General features: G+C 62.3%; 16 protein-coding genes. 7 read left to right on the plus strand and 9 right to left on the minus strand.

Features of this window, described 5'->3' with window-relative positions:
- Positions 1-157 precede the first annotated feature (157 nt).
- From QN224_RS08820 to QN224_RS08850, 7 genes are all read left to right on the plus strand, one after another.
- Positions 158-1,192, plus strand: coding sequence for a LacI family DNA-binding transcriptional regulator (locus QN224_RS08820; RefSeq protein WP_283976345.1), 1,035 nt, complete (start codon positions 158-160; stop codon positions 1,190-1,192).
- Between the two features lie 111 nt (positions 1,193-1,303).
- The gene (locus tag QN224_RS08825) at positions 1,304-2,578 is read left to right on the plus strand and encodes an extracellular solute-binding protein (protein WP_283976346.1); all 1,275 of its coding nucleotides are present in this window, start codon (positions 1,304-1,306) and stop codon (positions 2,576-2,578) included.
- Positions 2,579-2,672: 94 nt separating this feature from the next.
- Positions 2,673-3,572 (plus strand): sugar ABC transporter permease, encoded by a 900-nt coding sequence (locus tag QN224_RS08830; RefSeq protein ID WP_283976347.1) that lies wholly within the window; start codon positions 2,673-2,675, stop codon positions 3,570-3,572.
- Positions 3,569-4,390: a carbohydrate ABC transporter permease gene (locus tag QN224_RS08835; RefSeq protein ID WP_283976348.1), complete on the plus strand. Its 822-nt coding sequence runs from the start codon at positions 3,569-3,571 to the stop codon at positions 4,388-4,390. Before QN224_RS08830 ends, QN224_RS08835 begins: the two co-directional genes overlap by 4 nt.
- Positions 4,391-4,398: 8 nt before the next feature.
- Positions 4,399-6,657, plus strand: coding sequence for a glycoside hydrolase family 2 protein (locus QN224_RS08840; protein WP_283976349.1), 2,259 nt, complete (start codon positions 4,399-4,401; stop codon positions 6,655-6,657).
- Positions 6,654-7,730, plus strand: a complete 1,077-nt coding sequence (locus QN224_RS08845; RefSeq protein WP_283976350.1) for a sn-glycerol-3-phosphate ABC transporter ATP-binding protein UgpC — start codon at positions 6,654-6,656, stop codon at positions 7,728-7,730. The genes QN224_RS08840 and QN224_RS08845 overlap by 4 nt, the downstream gene beginning before the upstream one ends.
- A 347-nt stretch (positions 7,731-8,077) precedes the next feature.
- The gene (locus tag QN224_RS08850) at positions 8,078-9,694 is read left to right on the plus strand and encodes an SMc04171 family calcium-binding repeat protein (RefSeq protein WP_283976351.1); all 1,617 of its coding nucleotides are present in this window, start codon (positions 8,078-8,080) and stop codon (positions 9,692-9,694) included.
- Between the two features lie 97 nt (positions 9,695-9,791).
- Here QN224_RS08850 and QN224_RS08855 read toward each other — a convergent pair whose 3' ends face one another.
- The 9 genes from QN224_RS08855 to QN224_RS08895 all read right to left on the minus strand — a co-directional run bounded on the left by QN224_RS08855 (position 9,792) and on the right by QN224_RS08895 (position 19,821).
- A complete protein-coding gene (locus QN224_RS08855; RefSeq protein WP_283976352.1) occupies positions 9,792-10,865 on the minus strand; it encodes an AI-2E family transporter in 1,074 nt (357 codons plus the stop codon).
- 173 nt (positions 10,866-11,038) lie between these two features.
- Positions 11,039-11,458: a DUF1236 domain-containing protein gene (locus tag QN224_RS08860; RefSeq protein ID WP_173511829.1), complete on the minus strand. Its 420-nt coding sequence runs from the start codon at positions 11,456-11,458 to the stop codon at positions 11,039-11,041.
- A 499-nt stretch (positions 11,459-11,957) separates the two neighbouring features.
- Positions 11,958-12,725: a 3-hydroxyacyl-CoA dehydrogenase gene (locus tag QN224_RS08865; RefSeq protein WP_283976353.1), complete on the minus strand. Its 768-nt coding sequence runs from the start codon at positions 12,723-12,725 to the stop codon at positions 11,958-11,960.
- A gap of 229 nt (positions 12,726-12,954) precedes the next feature.
- Entirely contained in the window at positions 12,955-14,199 is a 1,245-nt protein-coding gene (locus tag QN224_RS08870; protein WP_283976354.1) for a Gfo/Idh/MocA family oxidoreductase, read from the minus strand.
- 62 nt (positions 14,200-14,261) lie between these two features.
- Positions 14,262-15,281 (minus strand): LacI family DNA-binding transcriptional regulator, encoded by a 1,020-nt coding sequence (locus tag QN224_RS08875; RefSeq protein ID WP_283976355.1) that lies wholly within the window; start codon positions 15,279-15,281, stop codon positions 14,262-14,264.
- On the minus strand, positions 15,278-16,234 hold the full coding sequence (locus QN224_RS08880) for an ABC transporter permease (RefSeq protein ID WP_283976356.1): 957 nt from the start codon (positions 16,232-16,234) through the stop codon (positions 15,278-15,280). Before QN224_RS08880 ends, QN224_RS08875 begins: the two co-directional genes overlap by 4 nt.
- Positions 16,231-17,220, minus strand: coding sequence for an ABC transporter permease (locus tag QN224_RS08885; protein WP_283976357.1), 990 nt, complete (start codon positions 17,218-17,220; stop codon positions 16,231-16,233). The genes QN224_RS08880 and QN224_RS08885 overlap by 4 nt, the downstream gene beginning before the upstream one ends.
- Positions 17,220-18,725, minus strand: coding sequence for a sugar ABC transporter ATP-binding protein (locus QN224_RS08890; RefSeq protein WP_283976358.1), 1,506 nt, complete (start codon positions 18,723-18,725; stop codon positions 17,220-17,222). Before QN224_RS08890 ends, QN224_RS08885 begins: the two co-directional genes overlap by 1 nt.
- Before the next feature lie 70 nt (positions 18,726-18,795).
- Positions 18,796-19,821 (minus strand): ABC transporter substrate-binding protein, encoded by a 1,026-nt coding sequence (locus QN224_RS08895; RefSeq protein ID WP_283976359.1) that lies wholly within the window; start codon positions 19,819-19,821, stop codon positions 18,796-18,798.
- Between the last annotated feature and the right edge of the window lie 58 nt (positions 19,822-19,879).

The raw sequence follows: 19,879 nt of genomic DNA on the forward strand, positions 1-19,879 counted from the left end.
GCGGGCAAGTTTCCAAAACTGCCGCTTGCAAATGACGCAGCGTTAGTAAAAATTTACTTGTGCGCTCGCGCCAAGATCGCGGTCCCCACGCTTGCCGCGTGGCATCGACCGATGATCCCTGATAATCGTGGGCGGCTGAGACGAGGACAAGTGCAACATGGTTACGATAAAGGAAATCGCTTCGGCGGTCGGCGTATCATCGGCGACCGTTTCGCGGGTCTTGAACTACGATCCGACGCTGTCGATTTCCACCAGCAAGCGCCAGGCGATCATCGAGACCGCCGAGGCGCTCAATTATGCAACGCCGCGCAACCGCAGCCGCGCCGCAGCCCAAGGCGTCGGTACCGGATTGAAGATTGCGCTCGTGCATTTCCTCGATCCCGCGCAGGAACTGGCCGACCCGTATTATGTTGGCGTGCGGCTCGGAATCGAAAGCCGCTGTCAGGCGTTGAAGAGCGAGGTCGTCAAAGTCTTCCTCACCGGGAGCCCTCCCGAGGCGGCAATGCTGGAGGGAGCCTCGGGCGTGGTGGCCGTCGGCCACTATTATGGCGACGAGCTCGACTGGCTGCGCCGCCACGCCCGCCATCTCGTCTTTGCCGATTATGCACCCATCGGGGACATGGACGATGCCGTGTTGAGCGACGTTTCCCTCGCCATGAGCCGGCTGCTGACAGCCATCCACGGCATGGGCTATCGCCGCATCGGCTTCATCGGTTGGATCGACGCCTTCTACGGTCCCGACAACATCCATGCCGAACGTCGGTGCCGCACCTATATCGACTGGATGACCAAGGCCGGGCTCTATGATCCGGAATTGTGCATGGTCGAACGAATGACACCGGACAGCGGCTATACGCTCGCCAAGGCGATGCTGTCGAAGCCCAATCCGCCGAAGATCCTCATCACCTGCAACGACAACATGGCGCTCGGCGCCTACAGAGCGATCCACGAGATGGGCCTCAGGATCCCGCAGGACGTGGCCGTAGCGAGCTTCAACGACATTCCCGTCGCCCAGTTTCTGGGTCCTCCGCTTTCCACCGTGAAGATCCCTGCGGAATTGATCGGCGAGACGGCGGTCGACCTGCTTCTTGAGCGCCTTTCGGGGCGCGAGATCGCCAAAAAGGTGGTTCTCGGAACCGAGATCATCTGGCGTGGCAGCACGCCGGCACCGGCCGCCGCCGCGGCTGAGTGAAAAACCGAGGTAAAAATTTACTGAAAATATTGCCTCGCTCCCGATTTTGAGAAATACTCCGCCCCGAGACAGGGAGGACTGTCTCGGGGAACACAATTCCGGGAGGAAACAATGGACAATCTGGCGCGTGCCTATCTGCCACGCATCGCCGGCCTTGCGCTGGCGAGCGTGAGCTTCCTGGCGGTGACTGCCGCGGAGGCGAAGGAAATCACCATCTGGTGCTGGGATCCGAACTTCAATGTCGCGATCATGAAGGAGGCCGGCGCCCGCTACACGAAGACTCATCCTGACGTCACCTTCAACGTCGTCGATTTCGCCAAGACCGACGTCGAGCAGAAGCTCCAGACGGGCCTTGCCTCCGGCACCGCCGATGCGCTGCCGGACATCGTTCTGATCGAGGACTACGGCGCGCAGAAATATCTGCAATCCTTCCCCGGCGCCTTCGCAGCCCTCTCCGGCACCGTTGATTACTCCGGCTTCGCTCCCTACAAGGTCGAGGTAATGACCGTTGACGGCCAGGTCTACGGCATGCCTTTCGATTCCGGCGTCACCGGGCTTTATTATCGCAAGGACTACATCGAGGCGGCCGGCTTCAAGCCGGAAGACATGCAGAACCTCACCTGGGACCGCTTCATCGAGATCGGCCAGCAGGTCGAGGCCAAGACCGGCAAGAAGATGATGGGGCTCGACCCGAACGATGCCGGCCTCGTCCGCATCATCATGCAATCGGCCGGGCAATGGTATTTCGACAAGGAAGGCAAGGCCGATATCACCGGCAATCCGGCGCTCAAAGCCGCACTCGAGACCGTCGGCAAGATCATGTCGGCGAACATCTACAAGCCGGCCGCCGGCTGGTCCGACTGGGTCGGAACCTTCACCTCGGGCGACGTCGCGGCGGTCGTCACCGGCGTCTGGATCACCGGTACCGTCAAGGCGCAGCCGGACCAGGCCGGCAAATGGGGTGTCGCTCCTATTCCGAAACTTGCGATCGATGGCGCAACGCAAGCCTCGAACCTCGGCGGATCGAGCTGGTACGTGCTTGAAAGCTCGGCGGAAAAGGCCGAGGCGATCGATTTCCTCAATGAAGTCTACGCCAAGGATGTCGATTTCTATCAGACGATCCTGCAGGATCGCGGCGCCGTCGGCTCGCTGCTCGCCGCGCGCGGCGGTGCGGCTTACGAGGCGGCCGATCCCTTCTTCGGCGGCGAGAAGGTCTGGCAGAACTTCTCCGACTGGCTCGCCAAGGTGCCGTCGGTGAATTACGGCATCTTCACCAACGAGGCGGATACCGCCGTCACGGCACAACTTCCGGCGCTGACGCAGGGAACGCCGGTCGACGACGTTCTCAAGGCGATCGACGCCGAGGTCAGCGCGCAGATCCAGTGAGCGGATGAGCAAGGTGGGCGGGCAACCGCCCACCCTTCCGGCCGCGGCTGATGCGCGGCTGACAGGTTTTCGTTCGCTACCCATGAGGATGATGATGGTTCCCGCACGCCGCGGCGGCATCGGCCGCTACTACGACGTCAATGGCTGGCTCTTCGTCGCCCCGGTGCTCGGGTTGATCGGCCTTTTCATGATCTATCCGATCGTCTGGTCGCTCTGGATGTCCTTCCAGTCCGGCCGCGGCATGATGATGAAGTTCGTCGGCTTCGGGAACATCGTCCGTCTCTCAAACGACCCGGTGTTCATCAAGGCTCTCACCAACACGATGACCTATTTCATCGTGCAGGTGCCGATCATGATCGTGCTGGCGCTGATCCTGGCGTCGATCCTCAACAATCCGCGGCTCGTCGGACGCGGGCTGTTTCGCACGGCGATCTTCCTGCCCTGCGTCAGCTCTCTGGTCGCCTATTCGGTTCTCTTCAAGGGCATGTTCGCGACCGACGGCGTCGTCAATTCGACGCTCCAGGCGATCGGCATAGTCTCCTCGCCGATTCCGTGGCTGACGCATCCCTTCTGGGCGAAGGTGCTCGTGATCATCGCGATCACCTGGCGCTGGACCGGCTACAACATGATCTTCTATCTCGCGGCGCTCCAGAACATCGACAAGTCGATCTATGAGGTGGCGCGCATCGACGGCGTCCCGGCCTGGGCACGCTTCACCCACATCACCATCCCGCTCCTGAAACCGGTCATCCTCTTCACCACTGTGATCTCGACAATCGGTACGCTGCAGCTCTTCGACGAGGTCTACAATCTCACGGAGGGCCGCGGCGGACCGTCCAATGCGACGCTGACGCTGTCGCTCTACATCTATAATCTCACCTTCCGCTTCATGCCGAATTTCGGCTACGCGGCGACGGTCTCCTACGTCATCGTCGTTCTCGTCGCGCTTCTCGCCTTCCTTCAGTTCTTTGCAGCCCGGGAGCGCGACAAATGACGAACGGTATCGGACGCGCGGCAGGCGCGCTTCTCACCTACGGCTTCCTGGGGTTGATGGCCTTCCTCTCCGTCTTTCCCTTCGTCTGGATGGTGCTTGGCGCCACCAATTCGTCGATCGACATCATCAAGGGAAAGGTGCTGCCGGGCGCCGCGCTCGCAACCAATATCAACACCTTCTTCACCCAGGTGAACGCACCGCTCGTGTTCTGGAATTCCGCGAAGATCGCAATCCTCGCGACGGTGCTGACACTCGCCGTCTCGTCGCTCGCCGGCTACGGCTTCGAGATGTTCCGCTCGCGCCATCGCGAACGCCTCTATCGCGCCATGCTCTTGACGCTGATGATCCCGTTTGCGGCGCTGATGATTCCGCTCTTCATCATGATGGGCCAGATGGGTCTCATCAACACGCACATCGCTGTCGTGCTGCCCTCGATCGGCTCGGCCTTCATCGTCTTCTATTTCCGCCAGAGCACCAAGGCGTTTCCGTCGGAACTGCGCGACGCCGCGAAGGTCGACGGCCTCAAGGAATGGCAGATCTTTCTCTACATCTACGTGCCGGTGATGCGATCCACTTACGCAGCGGCCTTCATCATCGTCTTCATGACGGCCTGGAACAATTATCTCTGGCCGCTGATCGTGCTGCAGTCGAACGAGACGAAGACCATCACGCTGGTCATTTCCTCGCTCGCCTCCGCCTATTACCCCGATTACGGCGTCGTCATGGTCGGAACCGTGCTCGCAACGCTTCCGACACTTGCCGTGTTCTTCTTCATGCAACGTCAGTTCGTCCAGGGCATGCTGGGCTCAGTCAAATAGGAATGATGATGCGCTCTATTACTTCGTTCAACGATTCATGGATCTTTTCCGAGGGCTTTACCGCTGCCGAAGCCGGCACGCTCAAGGCCGGCCAGGCTGTCAGCCTGCCACACAATGCCGTCGAGCTTCCGTTCAACTATTTCGACGAAACGTCCTATCAGCGCGCCTTCACCTATCAGAAGGTGCTGCCCTGGCGCGCGGAATTCGAAGACCGCGAAGTCTCGCTCGTCTTCGATGCGGCGATGGCGGATGCCGTCGTCTATCTGAACGGTGTGGAGATCGTCGCGCACAAGGACGGCTACACCCCGTTCGAGGCGCGGCTGACAGGCAAGCTTCGCGAAGGCGACAACCTGATCACCGTCAAGATCGACGGCAGCGAGAATCCGGAGATCCCGCCCTTCGGCGGCCGGATCGACTATCTCACCTATGCCGGCATCTATCGCGACGTCTGGCTGAAGACCACCGACGAGGTCTCGGTCGCCAATATCAAGATCGAGACCCGCGATGTGCTGAGCGACGCCAAGTCCGTCACCATCCGCAGCGATCTCGCCAACCCACAGGGGCTGACCTTCTCCGGAACGGTGACGGCGCTCCTGAGAGACGCGGAAGGCGAACTCCTGGCCGAGGCGATCGCCGAGGCCCGCGGAGAAAGCGTCACGCTCGAAATGAGCGGTCTCGAGGGCCTCTCGCTCTGGGATATCGACAATCCGGTGCTTTACCAGATCGAGGTGCAACTCAGGACCGATCACGGCCGCGATCTTCTCTCCTCGCATTTCGGCTTCCGCACGGCGGAGTTCACGACGGACGGCTTCCGGCTGAACGGCCGGCCGCTCAAGATTCGCGGTCTCAATCGCCATCAGTCCTTCCCCTATGTCGGCTACGCCATGGGCCGCAGCGCGCAGGAGCGCGACGCGGAAATCCTGAAACACACGCTCCACTGCAATCTCGTGCGCACCTCGCACTATCCGCAGTCGAAATGGTTCCTCGACCATTGCGACCGGATCGGCCTGCTCGTCTTCGAGGAAATTCCGGGCTGGCAGCATATCGGCGGCAAGGCGTGGAAAGAGGAGGCGATCCAGAACGTCCGCCGGATGATCGAGCGCGACTGGAATCATCCCTCGATCATCATCTGGGGCGTGCGCATTAACGAGTCCCAGGATTCGCACGACTTCTACGTCGAGACCAACCGGCTGGCGCGCGAGCTCGACCCGGCGCGGCAGACCGGCGGCGTACGCTATATTACCGACAGCGAATTCCTCGAAGACGTCTACACGATGAACGATTTCATCCTCGGCAACGAGGAACTGCCGGGAGCGAACCGTCCGCGCACGGCGCTCCGGCCGCAACAGGAGTGCACTGGGCTTTCGCGCCAGGTGCCCTACCTCATCACCGAGTTCGGGGGCCATATGTTCCCGACGAAAATCTACGATCAGGAGCAGCGTCAGGCCGAACACGTGCGGCGGCATCTCGAAGTGCTGAACGCCGCCCATGGCGACCCCAGCATTTCCGGCGCGATCGGCTGGTGCATGTTCGACTACAACACCCACAAGGATTTCGGCTCCGGCGACCGCATCTGCTATCACGGCGTCATGGACATGTTCCGCGAGCCGAAGTTCGCGGCTTACGTCTATGCAAGCCAATGCGATCCTTCCGAAGAAGTCGTGATGAAGCCGGTCACCTTCTGGGCACGCGGCGAGCGAAACATCGGCGGTGTGCTGCCCTTGATCGTGCTCACCAATTGCGACGAGGTCGAGCTGAAATACGGCTCGCTCACAAAACGCGTCGGACCCGATCGCCAGAACTTCCCGCATCTGCCGCACGCCCCGGTCGTCATCGACCATCGCCACTTCACCAAGGACGAGCTCGGCGTCTGGGGCATGAAATGGGAGGACGCAGAATTCACCGGCTTCATCGCTGGCAAGCCCGCGGCCAGTCTGCGCATGGTCGCCGATCCCGTTCCGACCACTCTGCAGGTCGAGTCCGACAGCAGGACGCTTCGTGCCGAAGGCCGCGACAGCGTGCGCGTCGTCGTCCGCGCGTTGGATCAGGCCGGCAACGTCCTTCCCTTCCTGAACGATGCCGTCGACATCATGGTTGAAGGCCCGGCGCGGCTCATCGGGCCGGGCAGGATCGTCTTGCAGGGAGGCTCGACCGGCTTCTGGCTGGAGTCGACGGGGAAAGCTGGCGCCATTGACGTCACCGTCGCGTCGTCGCGTCTCGGCTCGGAAACGCTGGCGCTCTCCGCCGAAGGAGCAGCGAGCGCATGAGTGACCTGCAACTCAGCGACATCCGCAAATCCTATGGCAGCCTGGACGTCATCAAGGGCGTCGATCTCGACATCAAGTCGGGCGAGTTCGTCGTCTTCGTCGGCCCGTCGGGCTGCGGCAAGTCGACCCTCTTGCGCATGATTGCCGGCCTCGAGGAGATCACCTCCGGCGACCTCACGATCGACGGCGCGCGGATGAACGATGTCGATCCGTCAAAGCGCGGCATTGCCATGGTTTTCCAGTCCTATGCGCTCTATCCACATATGACCGTGCGCGAAAACATGGGATTTGCACTGCGCTTTGCCGGCGTCGCCAAGGCGGAGATAGATCGCCGCGTCGGCGAGGCGGCGAAAATCCTTGAACTGGACCCCCTGCTCGACCGAAAGCCGAAGCAGCTTTCCGGCGGACAGCGCCAGCGCGTGGCGATCGGCCGCGCGATCGTCCGGCATCCGAAGATCTTCCTCTTCGACGAACCGCTTTCCAATCTTGACGCCGAGCTGCGCGTGCATATGCGCATCGAAATCGCGCGGCTCCACAAGACGCTCGCCACCACGATCGTTTACGTCACCCATGATCAGGTCGAGGCGATGACGCTTGCCGACAAGATCGTGGTGATGCGCGGCGGCATGGTCGAGCAGGTCGGCTCGCCGCTGGAGCTCTATGACGATCCCGCCAATCTCTTCGTCGCCGGCTTCATCGGTTCGCCGAAGATGAACTTCCTTAAGGGAGTGCTGGAAGCTGACGGCAGCGGCCGGACAATTGCCCGGCTACCGGATTTTGGTGACGTCACGATACCGGTCGCGGTGGAGGCGGGTGCAGCGGGCGCACCCGTAACCATCGGCATCCGCCCGGAGCATTTCAACGAGACCGGGCCAGCTGCCCTCGATCTCACGATCGACATGCTCGAACATCTCGGCGGCGAGACCTTTGCCTATGCCCGCCAAGGTCAAGGCGATCTCGTCGTGATCGAAACGAAGAATGGCCGCGGCCTTAAATCCGGCGAGCGCATCGCCGCCCGCTTCGATCCGGCCTGCGCCCTGGTGTTCGACGCGAACGGCCAGCGCCTGCGGTAGCGACTCGAAAGCTCGTCCGGCTCAAATCGCCGAAGGGGACGTTGGCGCAGGAGGACACGCCCCCCGTACTGAGCACCTCGAGCCAGTCCGTGCGTGCGTGTGCCGCTTTGGATAGATGTTGGGCTAGGACCCATAGCTGCGCACGCGATAGCGGCGACCACGCCGGTATCGCCGCAATCGCCTGTTCTTGATTTGCGTATAATGTAGATACTTTGTAATTCTAAGTTTGAAGTAAACTCCTATATATTTAGATCAATTAAGTATTGTTTTCGTCAGTTCATATTCTCGTTTCAAAAGTACATTAATACACGCTATGAATCCTATTCATTAGTTAGGGAGAATGGGGCATGGCCACGATCGTCGGCACAATTGAAGATGATACGATACTTGGAACGGAGGAGAAGGACCGCATTTGGGGGCTGACCGGCGCCGACACGATCGATGCGGGCGGCGGTGATGATCTGGTCGATGGCGGCGCGGGAGACGATCTCCTGACGAGCACGAGTGGTTACGACCGGCTCGACGGCGGCGACGGCGACGATGAGATCACCCTGATTGGCACCGGGGGTGCCATCACAGGCGGAGCAGGCTTCGACACTTTGGTGATCGACCTCTCCAGCGTCAGCACCGCCGTCCGGTTCAGCGGCGAGCACGGCCACGGCATCATCGGCTACAATACATCGAACTGGGAACACATCTTCTTCAACCGCATCGAGAAACTGGTGCTGACCACCGGGAGCGGCAACGACCGGATCTTCGGCGCGACCACCGACGACATCATCTCGACCGGTGCCGGAGACGACATCGTGGGCCCTTACGGCACCGACGGAGACGACGGCACCAGCATGTTGGGCGACGACACGATCGCCACTGGCGACGGCGGCGACATCATCGTCGACAGGAGCGGCGCGAACCGTATCTTTGCCGGCAATCACAGCGACAAGATCACGACCACCCTCGCTTCCGCGGTGATCGATGGCGGGGAAGGCTCAGATACGCTCTCGCTTTTCGATGAAGCGAGGAGCGAGGACCTGACTGTCGACTTCGCGCGGGGATTTGCCTCGACCGGCACGCTGATCAGCGGCATCGAGGTCGCCAGCATACATTTCGGCAGTGGCAGCGATACGTTGATCGGCGGAGATCTCGCCTCCCTCTATGCCCATCTCGGCGAGGGCGACAACTACGTTGAAGGCAGCAGCGGCAGGGACCACCTCGTATCCGGAAGCGGCGACGACGCCCTTTATGGCGGCGCGGGCGACGACATCCTGATCAGCGTCGGTGGCAACGATGTGATGGTGGGCGGCGACGGCAACGATGAGATTCACGACTCGGGAACGAGCATCGACGACGGCGACACGGTGATCAACGGCGGCAACGGCGACGACCTGATCCTGGTTCGTGCACCCTCTGGCATCATCGACGGCGGGGAGGGTCAGGATACGCTTCACGTCACCTGGTCACTTTCAGAAGCGGTCAACTTCGACGCGGCGGCAGGCATGCTCGGCACGAGGCTGATCTTCGCCAATATGGAGACGTTTCAGGTGGAGGGCGGCTCCGGCGCCGACACCATCCGCACCCTCGCCGGCAACGACCAGCTTGCCGGCCTCGATGGCAACGACCGGCTCGACGGTGGTGCGGGCAGCGACCTGCTCTGGGGCGGGGCAGGCGACGACGTGATGACAGGCGGCGCCGACGCCGATACCTTCCTGTGGTCGTCTGATACATTTTCCCGCACGGGCGTCGACCGCATCACCGACTTCGACACCGAAAGCGGCGACGTACTGCGCTTCGGCGACTACGCGCTTTCCGTCACGCGCATCGACAGCTTCGCAGACCTCATCGCCGCAGCAACCGAAACGGAGGACGGGCTTTACATCGCATTCAACGAGTCCCAGACGTTCGGCCTCTTCCTGGACAACCTCACGCTCTCCGATCTCTCGGCGAACGACGTCATCTTCGCGTAGATACTAGTCAGGCTTGCGCGCCGGCGGACACCGGCGTAAGCGCGCAGCCTGCGGGCCGTTCCACCCGGTTGGACCGCGCGCAACCGGCACCGTCTGACTATTGGTTTTCCCTGTTGTGCTCGCGCCAGATATCCAGCAGCAGCAGCATAACCGTGAAGATAACTGGTCCGATGACGACGCCCGCCGGGCCGAATACGATGATGCCGCCGATCATGCCGATGAAGGCCACCACGGTGTGCAGTTTCAGGCGGTCTCCGACGAGGATCGGATAAAGCAGATTGTCCACCGTCGCGACGACGCCTGCACCCCACGCCACAAGGACCAGCGCCTTCTCCCATTCGCCGCTCAGCGCGAGAGACAGCGCGGCCGGGACCCAGACTATGAAGGCTCCGAGAACCGGCATTATCGCGAGCAGGCCCATTATCATGCCCCAGACCAGCGGCGACGGCAGGCCAAGAAGCCAGAAAATAAGACCACCCAAGGTGCCCTGCACGGCAGCGACGGCAAAGGTTCCGAAGATGACGGCGTAGACGGTTCTGTTCACGCAAAGGAACAGCCTGTTCATCTCTTCGGACGCAAGCGGCGAGAAATTCTTGAGCATAGCCAACGCTTCGCGTCCGTCGCGCAGCAAATAAAACAGAAAATAGAAAGTCAGGACGATATTGATGATCTGGGCCACCGAGCCGCGTACGAACAGTGCGCTGTAATTGGTGAGCAAAGTGGCGGCGTTGCCAGCAAGGCCGGCGAGATCGAGTTGCGTCTCCATCCATAGGAGAACCGGCGCGATCCGCGGATAGCTGGCAAGCGCCTCGCGCCAGTTGCCGGACCTCAGGGCGTCGGCGACGATCTGCGCCCCCCTCGCCGCCTCATTCACCAACCGTTCCGCCACGAAGGTAATGGGCACGACAACAATAAAAGCGGCGACTACCACGGTCGTCGCGGCCGCGAGTCCCGGATAGCGGAGATCCTTCAGGATACGCCGGTGAAGCGGATGGAACATGATTGCGAGGACCAGCGCCCATGTCAGGGCCGGCAAAAAGGAGACCGCGAGCAGATAACAAACGACTGCTCCCACCGCGAACGCGACCAGGAGCGCGACCGCTCGCGAACGCCGCGTCGTCAGCAACCGATCCGGAGCTATCGTTGCCTGCACCGAAACATTCTTCGCCATCGCGTGAGACCGCTCCGTTTCCGGCAGTTTGGTGCCATGGCAACGGACTTGTCAAAATATTCCTGCCTGGCGCTCGGGCACCTGCGTTCACTGCGCCTGACCGGGTGGCGGATCTGCGTCGTGCTGCATGCTCGCCATGGTCCAATCAGCGTCGCTCGTCGGACGAGCCCCGTTTATTGGACCAACTGAACCACCGTACGGGTCCTCAGGTGAGCGATTACGCGCTTCTCGTTGACGACGGCATAAGCATACCGCTTGTCCTGGGGAACGGGGGTCAGAAGAACCGTTTCAGGCACCGGCTTGCCGACCACTATCTCTTCTTTGAGGACCAGCGGACTTGGCGGAAGCGGCTGGGCCTCAACATATTCTATGACCTTTGGCGGCGGTGGATCTATTGCCGCGCCGACCATCGCTCCCGCAACTCCTCCAACGGCGGCGCCGACCGGGCCGCCAACAACCGCACCAGCGACGGCTCCGCCAGCCGCGCCGGTCACGGTGCCTTTTTCAGATGTGTCGTGCGCTGCGACGGGAACAGCAATCAAACCAAGTCCGAGACTCAGGGCGATGGCACTCTTGATGATGACACCTTTCATCAGAGGTCCTCCAGTTATTCATCCCTTCCACAGAACAACCCGCTGCGTTGAAGAGATGTTCCAGCGCTCCTCGCCGAAGACGGCCGAAAAAGAGAGTATCAGACCTTAGTCCGATGCGGCACAGCCAGAGGTCCTAGGCCCGTTGCGGAATGTTCCTCATGGCGCATATTGCTGTAGTTGAGCGCCTACGGCGGGTTCCCCCAACACCGCAGCGGGCGCGCGCGAGGGTCCCAGAGCAACGCCCCAATAGTCCCTTCTGCCCTGTTCTGGGACCTTCATCTCTGCTTCGTCAAAAAAGCGGAACCCGGGCGCGCCGACGAGGTTTGACCGTCGGCGGAGGTTACCGCATGCGCGAGATTTGCGTTCTCGGCTTCATGATGCTGATCGTAGTGCTCACGGCATTCGTGTTCGCGATGCTCTCCCCGTTGGGTTGACCAATCGGCGAAATTTCAGCCGGCGCGCAGTCTGCTCTCCACACGGCCCGTCATCGAGCCAACCCTCAGCGCGCACCCATCCGCAATGCGCCGTCGAGGCGGATGACCTCGCCGTTCAGCATGTCGTTCTCGCAGATATGCCGCACCAGCGCGGCATATTCCGCCGGGCGGCCGAGGCGTGGCGGGAACGGGACGCTCTTGCCGAGCGAGTCCTGTACTTCCTGCGGCATGCCGGCCATCATCGGCGTTTCGAAAATGCCCGGCGCGATCGAGACGACGCGGATGCCGAAGCGTGCGAGTTCGCGCGCGATCGGCAACGTCATCGCCACCACGCCGCCCTTCGATGCCGAATAGGCGGCCTGGCCGATCTGCCCGTCGAATGCGGCAACCGATGCCGTGTTGATGATAACGCCGCGGGCGCCGTCGCCATCCGGCTCTTCCTTCGCGATTGCCGCGGCGGCCAGGCGGATCATGTTGAAGGTGCCGATCAGATTGATGCCAATCGCCCGCGTGAAGCTTTCGAGACGATGCGGCCCGTCGCGTCCGAGCACCTTTTCGCCAGGCGCAACGCCGGCGCAGTTCACCAGCCCGTGGAGATGTCCGAAGCTCTCGAGCGCCACAGCGACGGCCGCCTCGCCCTCCGCTTCGCTTGTCACGTCGGTCGGCGCAAAACGCGCCTTCTCGCCAAGCTCGGCCGCAATCGCGGAGCCCGCGTCGACATTGACATCGGCAATGACGACGGAGGCGCCATCGGCGACAAGGGCGCGTGCGACGGCCGCCCCGAGACCCGATCCGCCGCCGGTCACCAGAAAGACCTTGTCCCGGATCAGCATGGCCGCGCTCCTTTGGGCCGTGGGGCCGATTTCTCCTGCATCGTCTCATCCTCCGTATCGCGCTGCGCTGCGAATTCTACTGTGTCCTTAAATCGGAGCCGATTTAAGGACAAGAACATGGAGCAATTCAAAGGGGGACAGCGTCCTTTGCGTGTCTGATAAGACGCGCGCAGCGCTGTAGGGGGACTACCACTGGACGTGCCGTCGGAGGACCTGATGGAGTGGACCGTCACGCTCCGGTTCGCGCCACGATCGGCACGTAATCTTCCAGCTCCGGCGCAGGAAACTTGAGCGTCGCGCCGATCTCCGCCGAGCGATAGAGTCCCATCAGGATCTCTACCACGGCGAGGCCGTCCTCGAAGGTCTCGATCGGCTTTTGCCCCTTGCGGAAGCATTCGACCATGTGCCGGTTTTCATCCGTGTAGCCGTAGACGCCGGCCTCGTCCTCCAACACCGGCATCAGTCCCTGCTCGGCATTCTGCTTCTCGACGAGATCTTCGCCCTCCGAGCCACTCACGGCGCGCGACATGAAGATCTTCAGGCCGGTGCCGAGCGAGTTGTATTCCAGCGCATATTCCGGGCCGAGAAGCTCGAGCTGGATGCGTAAGCCTGCGCCGACATAGGCCCAGGATGTCGTCGCCTCGATCATCAGCTCGTTGCCGTCCTCATCCTCGAGCGTGACCGTCGCCCGCGCGAAATCCTCGGACGGGCGGTTGCGATAGTCGACGTCCTTGCCGAACCGCTGACTCAGTTGCTCCGCATAATTGGGGCGGGTCCATTTCAGGTTTGCGACCGTGCCGTTGACCGCCTTGACCTTGAGTGAACCGCGCGGCGCGCCAGGCGCAGTCAGGAGATGACGCGCCACCTCGACGCTGTGGCACATCATGTCGGAGAGCACTCCGCCGCCCTGTTTGTCGCCCTGCCAGAACCATGGCTCGTGCGGGCCGGAATGTTCTTCCGCGGCGCGTGCGAGATAGGGTCTGCCAGTGGTGGAGGCTGCACGGCGCCAGATGATCTCCTTGCCGCGCAGAACCGGTGTGCAGAAAACCTGATTTTCCAGATAGCCGTGGTTGAGACCGGCGTCCTCGGCAAGCCGCAGCATTTCGCGGGCTTCTGCGACCGTGCGTGCCAACGGTTTTTCGCAGGCGACGGCAAAGATCTTGCTGCGCCCCGCCGCGACCGCCGCGTGGAGTGCCCGCATCACGTCGAGCCGCGTGTAGTTCGGCGAAAGAATCCAGATCGCGTCGACGTCCTCGGCGCAGAGCAGCGAGTCGAGGCTTTCATGCGTGCGGCATTTGCCAAGCCCGAGCGTCTCGACTTCCTTTGCCAGGCGCGCGCGATTTTCAGCGCTGCGGCTATAGACGCCCGTGACCTCCACATTGCGGACTCCGATCATCGACTTCAGGTGAAAATGGGCGATGAAGCCGGTTCCGACGAATCCCACCCGCAGCGTCTGCCTTGGCAGCTCAGTCATTCTCTCCTCCCCACTGTGTGTTGCGGAACCGGATGCGGCGCATCACAGTTCGCCTGTGTTTGTCATCCCTGCGGCGGAGCCGTGCTGCCCCGGATGTGCAAGACCGTTGGCAGGATGATCGGCTCGTCGCAATCGATCTCGGCGCCGGACAGGATCTTAAGAAGCAGTTCCATGGCGGCGTGTCCGATCTCGGCGCGTGGCTGGCTGACGGTCGTCAGCGGCGGATAAAACGCCTTGCTCAGGTAAAGATCGTCGAAACCGACGACCGACACGTCGCCCGGCACGTCGTGCCCCATGCGCCGCAACTCGTACGCAGCCCCATAGGCCATCTCGTCATTGGCGACGAAGAGCGCGGTCGGCGGCTCCGGCAGGGTGAAAAGCGCGCGGCAGCACTCCTGCCCGCTTTCGAGCAGGTAGTCACCGCGAACCTCGTAGGCATCCGGGACATCGAGCCCGGCGTCGCGCATGGCCTGGCGATAGCCTTCGCGACGGTGAAGGCTCATCAGTTCCGGAACCGGCCCGCTAATATGGGCGATGCGCCGATGACCAAGGGAGATGAGGTGCTCCACCGCTTCACGCGCGGCGCCGGCATTGTCCACCTGCACATGCGGCAGGCCCGCGCCCTCGATGATCTCGAGCGCCACGACGACGGGCACGCGGGTCGGGGCACCGCTCCAGTTTCCGCCGGCCGTCGGCAGCTTGCCGGTCATCAGGATCATGCCGTCGGCATGGCCGTCGCGCAGCATGTGAAAATACTCGGTCTCGCGGGCCGGATCATTCTCGGTATTGCCCATCAGAACCGAATAGCCGGCTTCGCGCGCCGTCGCCTCCACGCTTTTCAGGATGTCGAGATAGAATGGATTGCCGACGTCGCGGACGACCAGCAGCACCGACATCGACTTGCGGGTCCTGAGATTGCGGGCGCTGACATTCGGCCGGTAGTTGAGCTCGCGCGCCAGATCATGGATGCGCTGGCGCGTCTCGGCGGTGACCAGTGTCGAGTCGCTCAGTGCGCGCGACACGGTCGCGACCGATACGCCCGCCCGCTTGGCGATATCCTTGATCTTCGGCCGCTCTCTCATGCACGCATCGCCCGACCCCGTCCATAGAACATCATCAGCAGGAGCAGCGTCGCCCCGAACACCATCTGCCGCCCGGATTCATCGATGTTCACGGTGGTGAGAATGCTCTGGAGGATAACGAGCAGGATCGCGCCGGCCATGGTGCCAGTATAACCGCCCTTGCCGCCGGCGAGCGACGTGCCGCCGAAGACGACCGCGATGATCGACGAGAGCGTGTACTGCTCGCCGACATTGGCGAAGGACGAGCCGGAGTAGCCAAGCAGGCACATGCCGGCGATCGCCGCGAACATGCCGGAGATCATGAAGAGCGCGATGCGCATCAGCCGGACCGGAACACCCGCCATGTAGGCCGCATGCTCGTTCGAGCCGATGGCATAGATGCGATGGCCGAAAACCGTGCGGTGGAGCATGAAGGCCATGAGCACGCCGATCGCGATCCACAGCCAGATGATGCCCGGAATGCCGAAGAAGAACGGCTGCGTGACGAAGCCCGAAAGGCCCGGCGCGGCGCGGCCGGAGGGTATGCCCATGCGGATGACGACCAGCAGGCCCTGGAGAACACCAAGCATGCCGAGCGTCATGACGAGGGGGGGGATGCGCAGGAGTGTCACGCCCAGCCCGTTGAGAAGACCGAAGAAGGCGCCGGCGGCGAGGCAGGCGAGGATAGCCGGCACAATACCGCCGTCGGCTCCGTTCATGACGTTGCCCGCGATGATCGCCGAAAGCGAAACGACGCCGCCGACGGAAAGGTCGATGCCCTCGCGGCCGCCGAGAATGACGACGTTCTGGCCGGCCGCGACAATGCCGAGCAGCGATGCGACGATCAGCAGCCTCAGGATCTGTCCGCCGGAAGCGAAGCCCGGCGACAGCGTTTCGCCGAGGTAAAGAAGAGCGGCGATCAGCACCAGCGCGATGATGAGCGGCTCACGCACGAAGGTGAGGATCCGGGTCACGCGCGCGCCCTCCTGCCCGCCAGCACGCCTGCCATCAGCACGACGAGAATGGCGAAACCCTGGACGAAATTCTGCCATTCGGACGGCGTGCCCATGAAGAACACGACCGAATTGATGAGGCCGATCGTCAGCGCCCCGAGCAGCGAGCCGACCACCGTGCCCCAGCCGCCGGAAAGCGCGCTGCCGCCCAGCACCACCGCGGCGACGCTATAGAGCGTCATCTTGCCGCCGACCAACGGGTCGCCGCTTGCCGTGTCACCGGTGATGCAGAAGGCGGCAAGTGCCGAGAAAAGCCCGCAGAGCAGATAGCCCTTGATGCGCGCCGATACGACCGGGAGCCCGGTCTGGAAAGCCGCCTGCTGATCATCGCCGACCGCAAGCAATTGCGTGACGAGGCGCGTGCGGCTGAGCACCAGGAGGAGGAGGACCAAGACCGCCAGGATATAGAAGACAAAGGGCACGCCGAGCAGCCGTCCGCCATAAGTCCGCCAGAAGAGCGCCGGCGCCGGCGTGCCGGCAACGGGAAGGATGTAAAGGGCGAACCCGGTGAAGAATATGCTCGTGGCGAAAGTCGCAACGATCGCCTGCAGCCGCAGCGCGGCGACGACGATGCCGTTCACAAGGCCGCAGGCGAGCCCCAGCAGAAGGCCAAGGGCGAGCGCCAGCAGCACCGCGCCGGCACCGCCGCCCCATCGCTCCATCAGAACGACGATCGCGACGTTGACGAGCGACAGGATCGAGCCGGCGGAGAGATCGATATCGCCGGCATAGACGACATAGGTCTGCGCGATCGCGAGCATGATCAGCGCCATGTAGGTGCTGAGAAGCCCCGTCAGCGAACGGTAGCTGAGGCTGTTGGGCGAGAAGACGCCGTTGAGCAGCAGGAGCGCGGCGACGATCACCAGTGCCGGCAGAAAGGGATAGCGCTCCAGAAGCTTCCGGATGCCGCCGGCGCGCGCTCTCGGAGTGACTGTGACATCTGCCATCACGCGGCCTCGTAAGCGGCTTGATAAAGATTGTAGCGCGTGCGGTCGGCACCCGTCAGCTCGCGGCTCACCGAGCCGCCGTTGAAGACCAGGATGCGGTTGGCGTTGCCCAACAGTTCGGCGTCTTCGGATGAATAGAGCAGAATGCCAAGGCCCTCGGCCGCCAGTTGACGGATCAGCGCGAAGAGGTCGGCCTTTGCCGAAAGGTCGATACCCTTGGTCGGGTCGTCGAGGAGCAGAACATCCGGGCGGTCGATCAGCCAGCGGGCGATGATCACCTTCTGCTGGTTACCGCCGGAAAGCGAACTGATCGGATGGAACAGGCTCGCAAATTTGGTGTGCATGCTTTCGAGCGCCGGCGTCACCTTGTCGCGCAGCTTGGAAGGCCTCGCGATCATCAGACGATCACGCAGGTAATGGATCGGCGTGACGTTCTCGATGATCGGCCTGCCGCTGATGACGCCGTCGCGGCCGCGATCACCGGAAACGTAAGCGCAGCCCCGCCGGATGGCATCGCGCGGGCTCAAGGCGTCAAGGCGGCTGTCGCCGATCAACACCTCGCCGGACGAGATCGAGCCGGCACCGAAGATCGCCCGGAGCAGAGCCGACTGGCCTTGGCCGTGGAGACCGCCGAAACCGAGGATCTCGCCCTTGGCGACATCGAAACTGACATTGCGGAAGCCGGCACCGGAGAGATCGCGGACAGTCATCGCCGTTCCGTCGGCGAGGTCGACGACAGCCGGGGCAGACGATTGCGAAGCCGGCATGTCGCCGGAGCCGCCGACCATCAGCCGGATAACCGAGGCCGCATCCGTCTCGGCAAGATTGAGCGTCGTGAGCGTCTCGCCATCGCGAATGATCGTCACCCGATCGCCGATCGCCTTGATCTCGTCCATGCGGTGGGAAATGAAGATGACACCCCGGTCCTGCCGCTTCAAATCGCGCAGGATCTCGAAGAAACGATCGACCTGGGCCCGGTCGAGCGCGGAAGTCGGCTCGTCGAAGATGAGAATCGGCGCCTCGCTCGCCAGCGCCTTCATGATCTCCACGAGTTGCCGCTGGTCGGGACGCAGGTTGCCGACAAGTGCGTCGGCGGAAAATCCTTCCCCGGCTACGTTTTCGAAGAGCCTGATGTAGCGCGCCGCACGCTGCTTGAGCAAAGCCCGGTCGACGAACAGATGGGACTTGATCGGCAGGGCGGCAAGACAGATGTTTTCCTCGACCGAGCGGTGAGCCGCAAGGCTCAGCTCCTGATAGAAGATACCGATCCCGTGTCCGCGTGCCGAGCGCGGCCCGGTGATCGTGATCGGCCTGTTGTCGATGAGGATCTTTCCGGCGTCCGGCCGCACGCTGCCTGCAATGATCTTGCAAAGCGTGCTCTTGCCCGATCCGTTCGAGCCCATGAGCACATGAACCTCGCCGGCCATGACCTCCAGATCACCGCGACGTAACGCCAATGTGGCGCCGTAAGCCTTGCTTACACCGCTCAGTTTCAGTTTCGACATGGAACTTCGTCCGTTACGGTGCGAAGGCATGCGCGGGCCGATCCTCGGCCCGCGCTACCATCGGACACGCTCACTTGAAGAGGGCTTCCGCGTCTTCGATCGAAAGCGAGCTGGTATAGGAATAGTAGCCCGGCTTGCCTTCGAGCTGCTTTGCAGCGTCGCCCAGGTTCTTGCTGTCGATGAACGGGATCGGCAGGTAGAGGGCGTTGCCGTACTGGCCGGCCTTTGCCGGCTCCTTCAATTCCTTGCCCTGCAGCATCAGCACCGCGACGTTCAACGCGCTCGCCATCACGCCCGGCGGGTTGACGGTCGCGCCGGAATTCAGCTTGTCCTTGACCCAGAGGTCGATGAAGTCCTTGCGGATTTCGCCCGTTGCCGCGATCTGGCCCGTCTTGCCGGCGTCCATGATCGACTTCCAGGCGCCGGCGGCCATGCCGTCCTGAACCACGACACCGTTCACGTCGGGATAGGTGGCAAGGATGTTCTGCATCGCCTGCTGGCCCTGGGCCTGATCCCAGTTGGCGTTGACTTCGTTGACGATCTGGATGTCCGGATAGTCCTTGAAGACCTGCTTGTATCCCGCCACGCGCATCTCGTTGGCCGGATGGCCGGCAACACCGTTGATCGCGACGACCTTGCCCTTGCCGCCCAGCGTCTCGGCTAGCCATTTCGCCCCGGCGGCACCCCAGGCGGTCTGGTCGATGCCGACATAGATGGCGTCCGGAGACGAGACTTCCGCGTCCGTCGCGATGACAAGGATTCCGGCTTCCTTCGCCTGGGCGAAGATCGGATCGAACGCGGTCGGGCTGTTGGGGTTGACGATGATGGCGTTAACGCCTTCGGCGATGAAATTGCGGATATGGGCGATCTGCCCGGGCACGTCGACATTCGCGCTCTGGACCGAGACCTCAACGTCGACGCCTTTCTCCTTCCACTTTTCCGCAGCGGCCTTGGCCTCGTCGATCATCTGGGTGCGCCATTCACTGCCGACCCAGCCGTTCGAGAGACCGATCTTGAAGGTCTCTGCGTTGACTGCCGATGCCGAGATGACGATGGACGCAACTGTGCTGAGCGCTACCGCGATAAGTTTCCTCATAAGATCCTCCCAAATCTTGCCGGGACATGAAGCCAGAAAATGTAATCGATTTCAATGG

It is taken from the genome of Sinorhizobium sp. 7-81, assembly GCF_030124405.1.
GTDB classification, from domain to species: Bacteria; Pseudomonadota; Alphaproteobacteria; order Rhizobiales; family Rhizobiaceae; genus Sinorhizobium; species Sinorhizobium psoraleae.

What these genes read in the sequence shown, in the direction of transcription:
- QN224_RS08855 (WP_283976352.1), bottom strand. Translation starts at nt 10,865, where the DNA reads ATGGCGAAGAATGTTTCGGTGCAGGCAACGATAGCTCCGGATCGGTTG.
- QN224_RS08860 (WP_173511829.1), bottom strand. Translation starts at nt 11,458, where the DNA reads ATGAAAGGTGTCATCATCAAGAGTGCCATCGCCCTGAGTCTCGGACTT.
- QN224_RS08830 (WP_283976347.1), top strand. Translation starts at nt 2,673, where the DNA reads ATGGTTCCCGCACGCCGCGGCGGCATCGGCCGCTACTACGACGTCAAT.
- QN224_RS08870 (WP_283976354.1), bottom strand. Translation starts at nt 14,199, where the DNA reads ATGACTGAGCTGCCAAGGCAGACGCTGCGGGTGGGATTCGTCGGAACC.
- QN224_RS08835 (WP_283976348.1), top strand. Translation starts at nt 3,569, where the DNA reads ATGACGAACGGTATCGGACGCGCGGCAGGCGCGCTTCTCACCTACGGC.
- QN224_RS08875 (WP_283976355.1), bottom strand. Translation starts at nt 15,281, where the DNA reads ATGAGAGAGCGGCCGAAGATCAAGGATATCGCCAAGCGGGCGGGCGTA.
- QN224_RS08895 (WP_283976359.1), bottom strand. Translation starts at nt 19,821, where the DNA reads ATGAGGAAACTTATCGCGGTAGCGCTCAGCACAGTTGCGTCCATCGTC.
- QN224_RS08840 (WP_283976349.1), top strand. Translation starts at nt 4,399, where the DNA reads ATGCGCTCTATTACTTCGTTCAACGATTCATGGATCTTTTCCGAGGGC.
- QN224_RS08825 (WP_283976346.1), top strand. Translation starts at nt 1,304, where the DNA reads ATGGACAATCTGGCGCGTGCCTATCTGCCACGCATCGCCGGCCTTGCG.
- QN224_RS08845 (WP_283976350.1), top strand. Translation starts at nt 6,654, where the DNA reads ATGAGTGACCTGCAACTCAGCGACATCCGCAAATCCTATGGCAGCCTG.
- QN224_RS08885 (WP_283976357.1), bottom strand. Translation starts at nt 17,220, where the DNA reads ATGGCAGATGTCACAGTCACTCCGAGAGCGCGCGCCGGCGGCATCCGG.
- QN224_RS08865 (WP_283976353.1), bottom strand. Translation starts at nt 12,725, where the DNA reads ATGCTGATCCGGGACAAGGTCTTTCTGGTGACCGGCGGCGGATCGGGT.
- QN224_RS08850 (WP_283976351.1), top strand. Translation starts at nt 8,078, where the DNA reads ATGGCCACGATCGTCGGCACAATTGAAGATGATACGATACTTGGAACG.
- QN224_RS08820 (WP_283976345.1), top strand. Translation starts at nt 158, where the DNA reads ATGGTTACGATAAAGGAAATCGCTTCGGCGGTCGGCGTATCATCGGCG.
- QN224_RS08890 (WP_283976358.1), bottom strand. Translation starts at nt 18,725, where the DNA reads ATGTCGAAACTGAAACTGAGCGGTGTAAGCAAGGCTTACGGCGCCACA.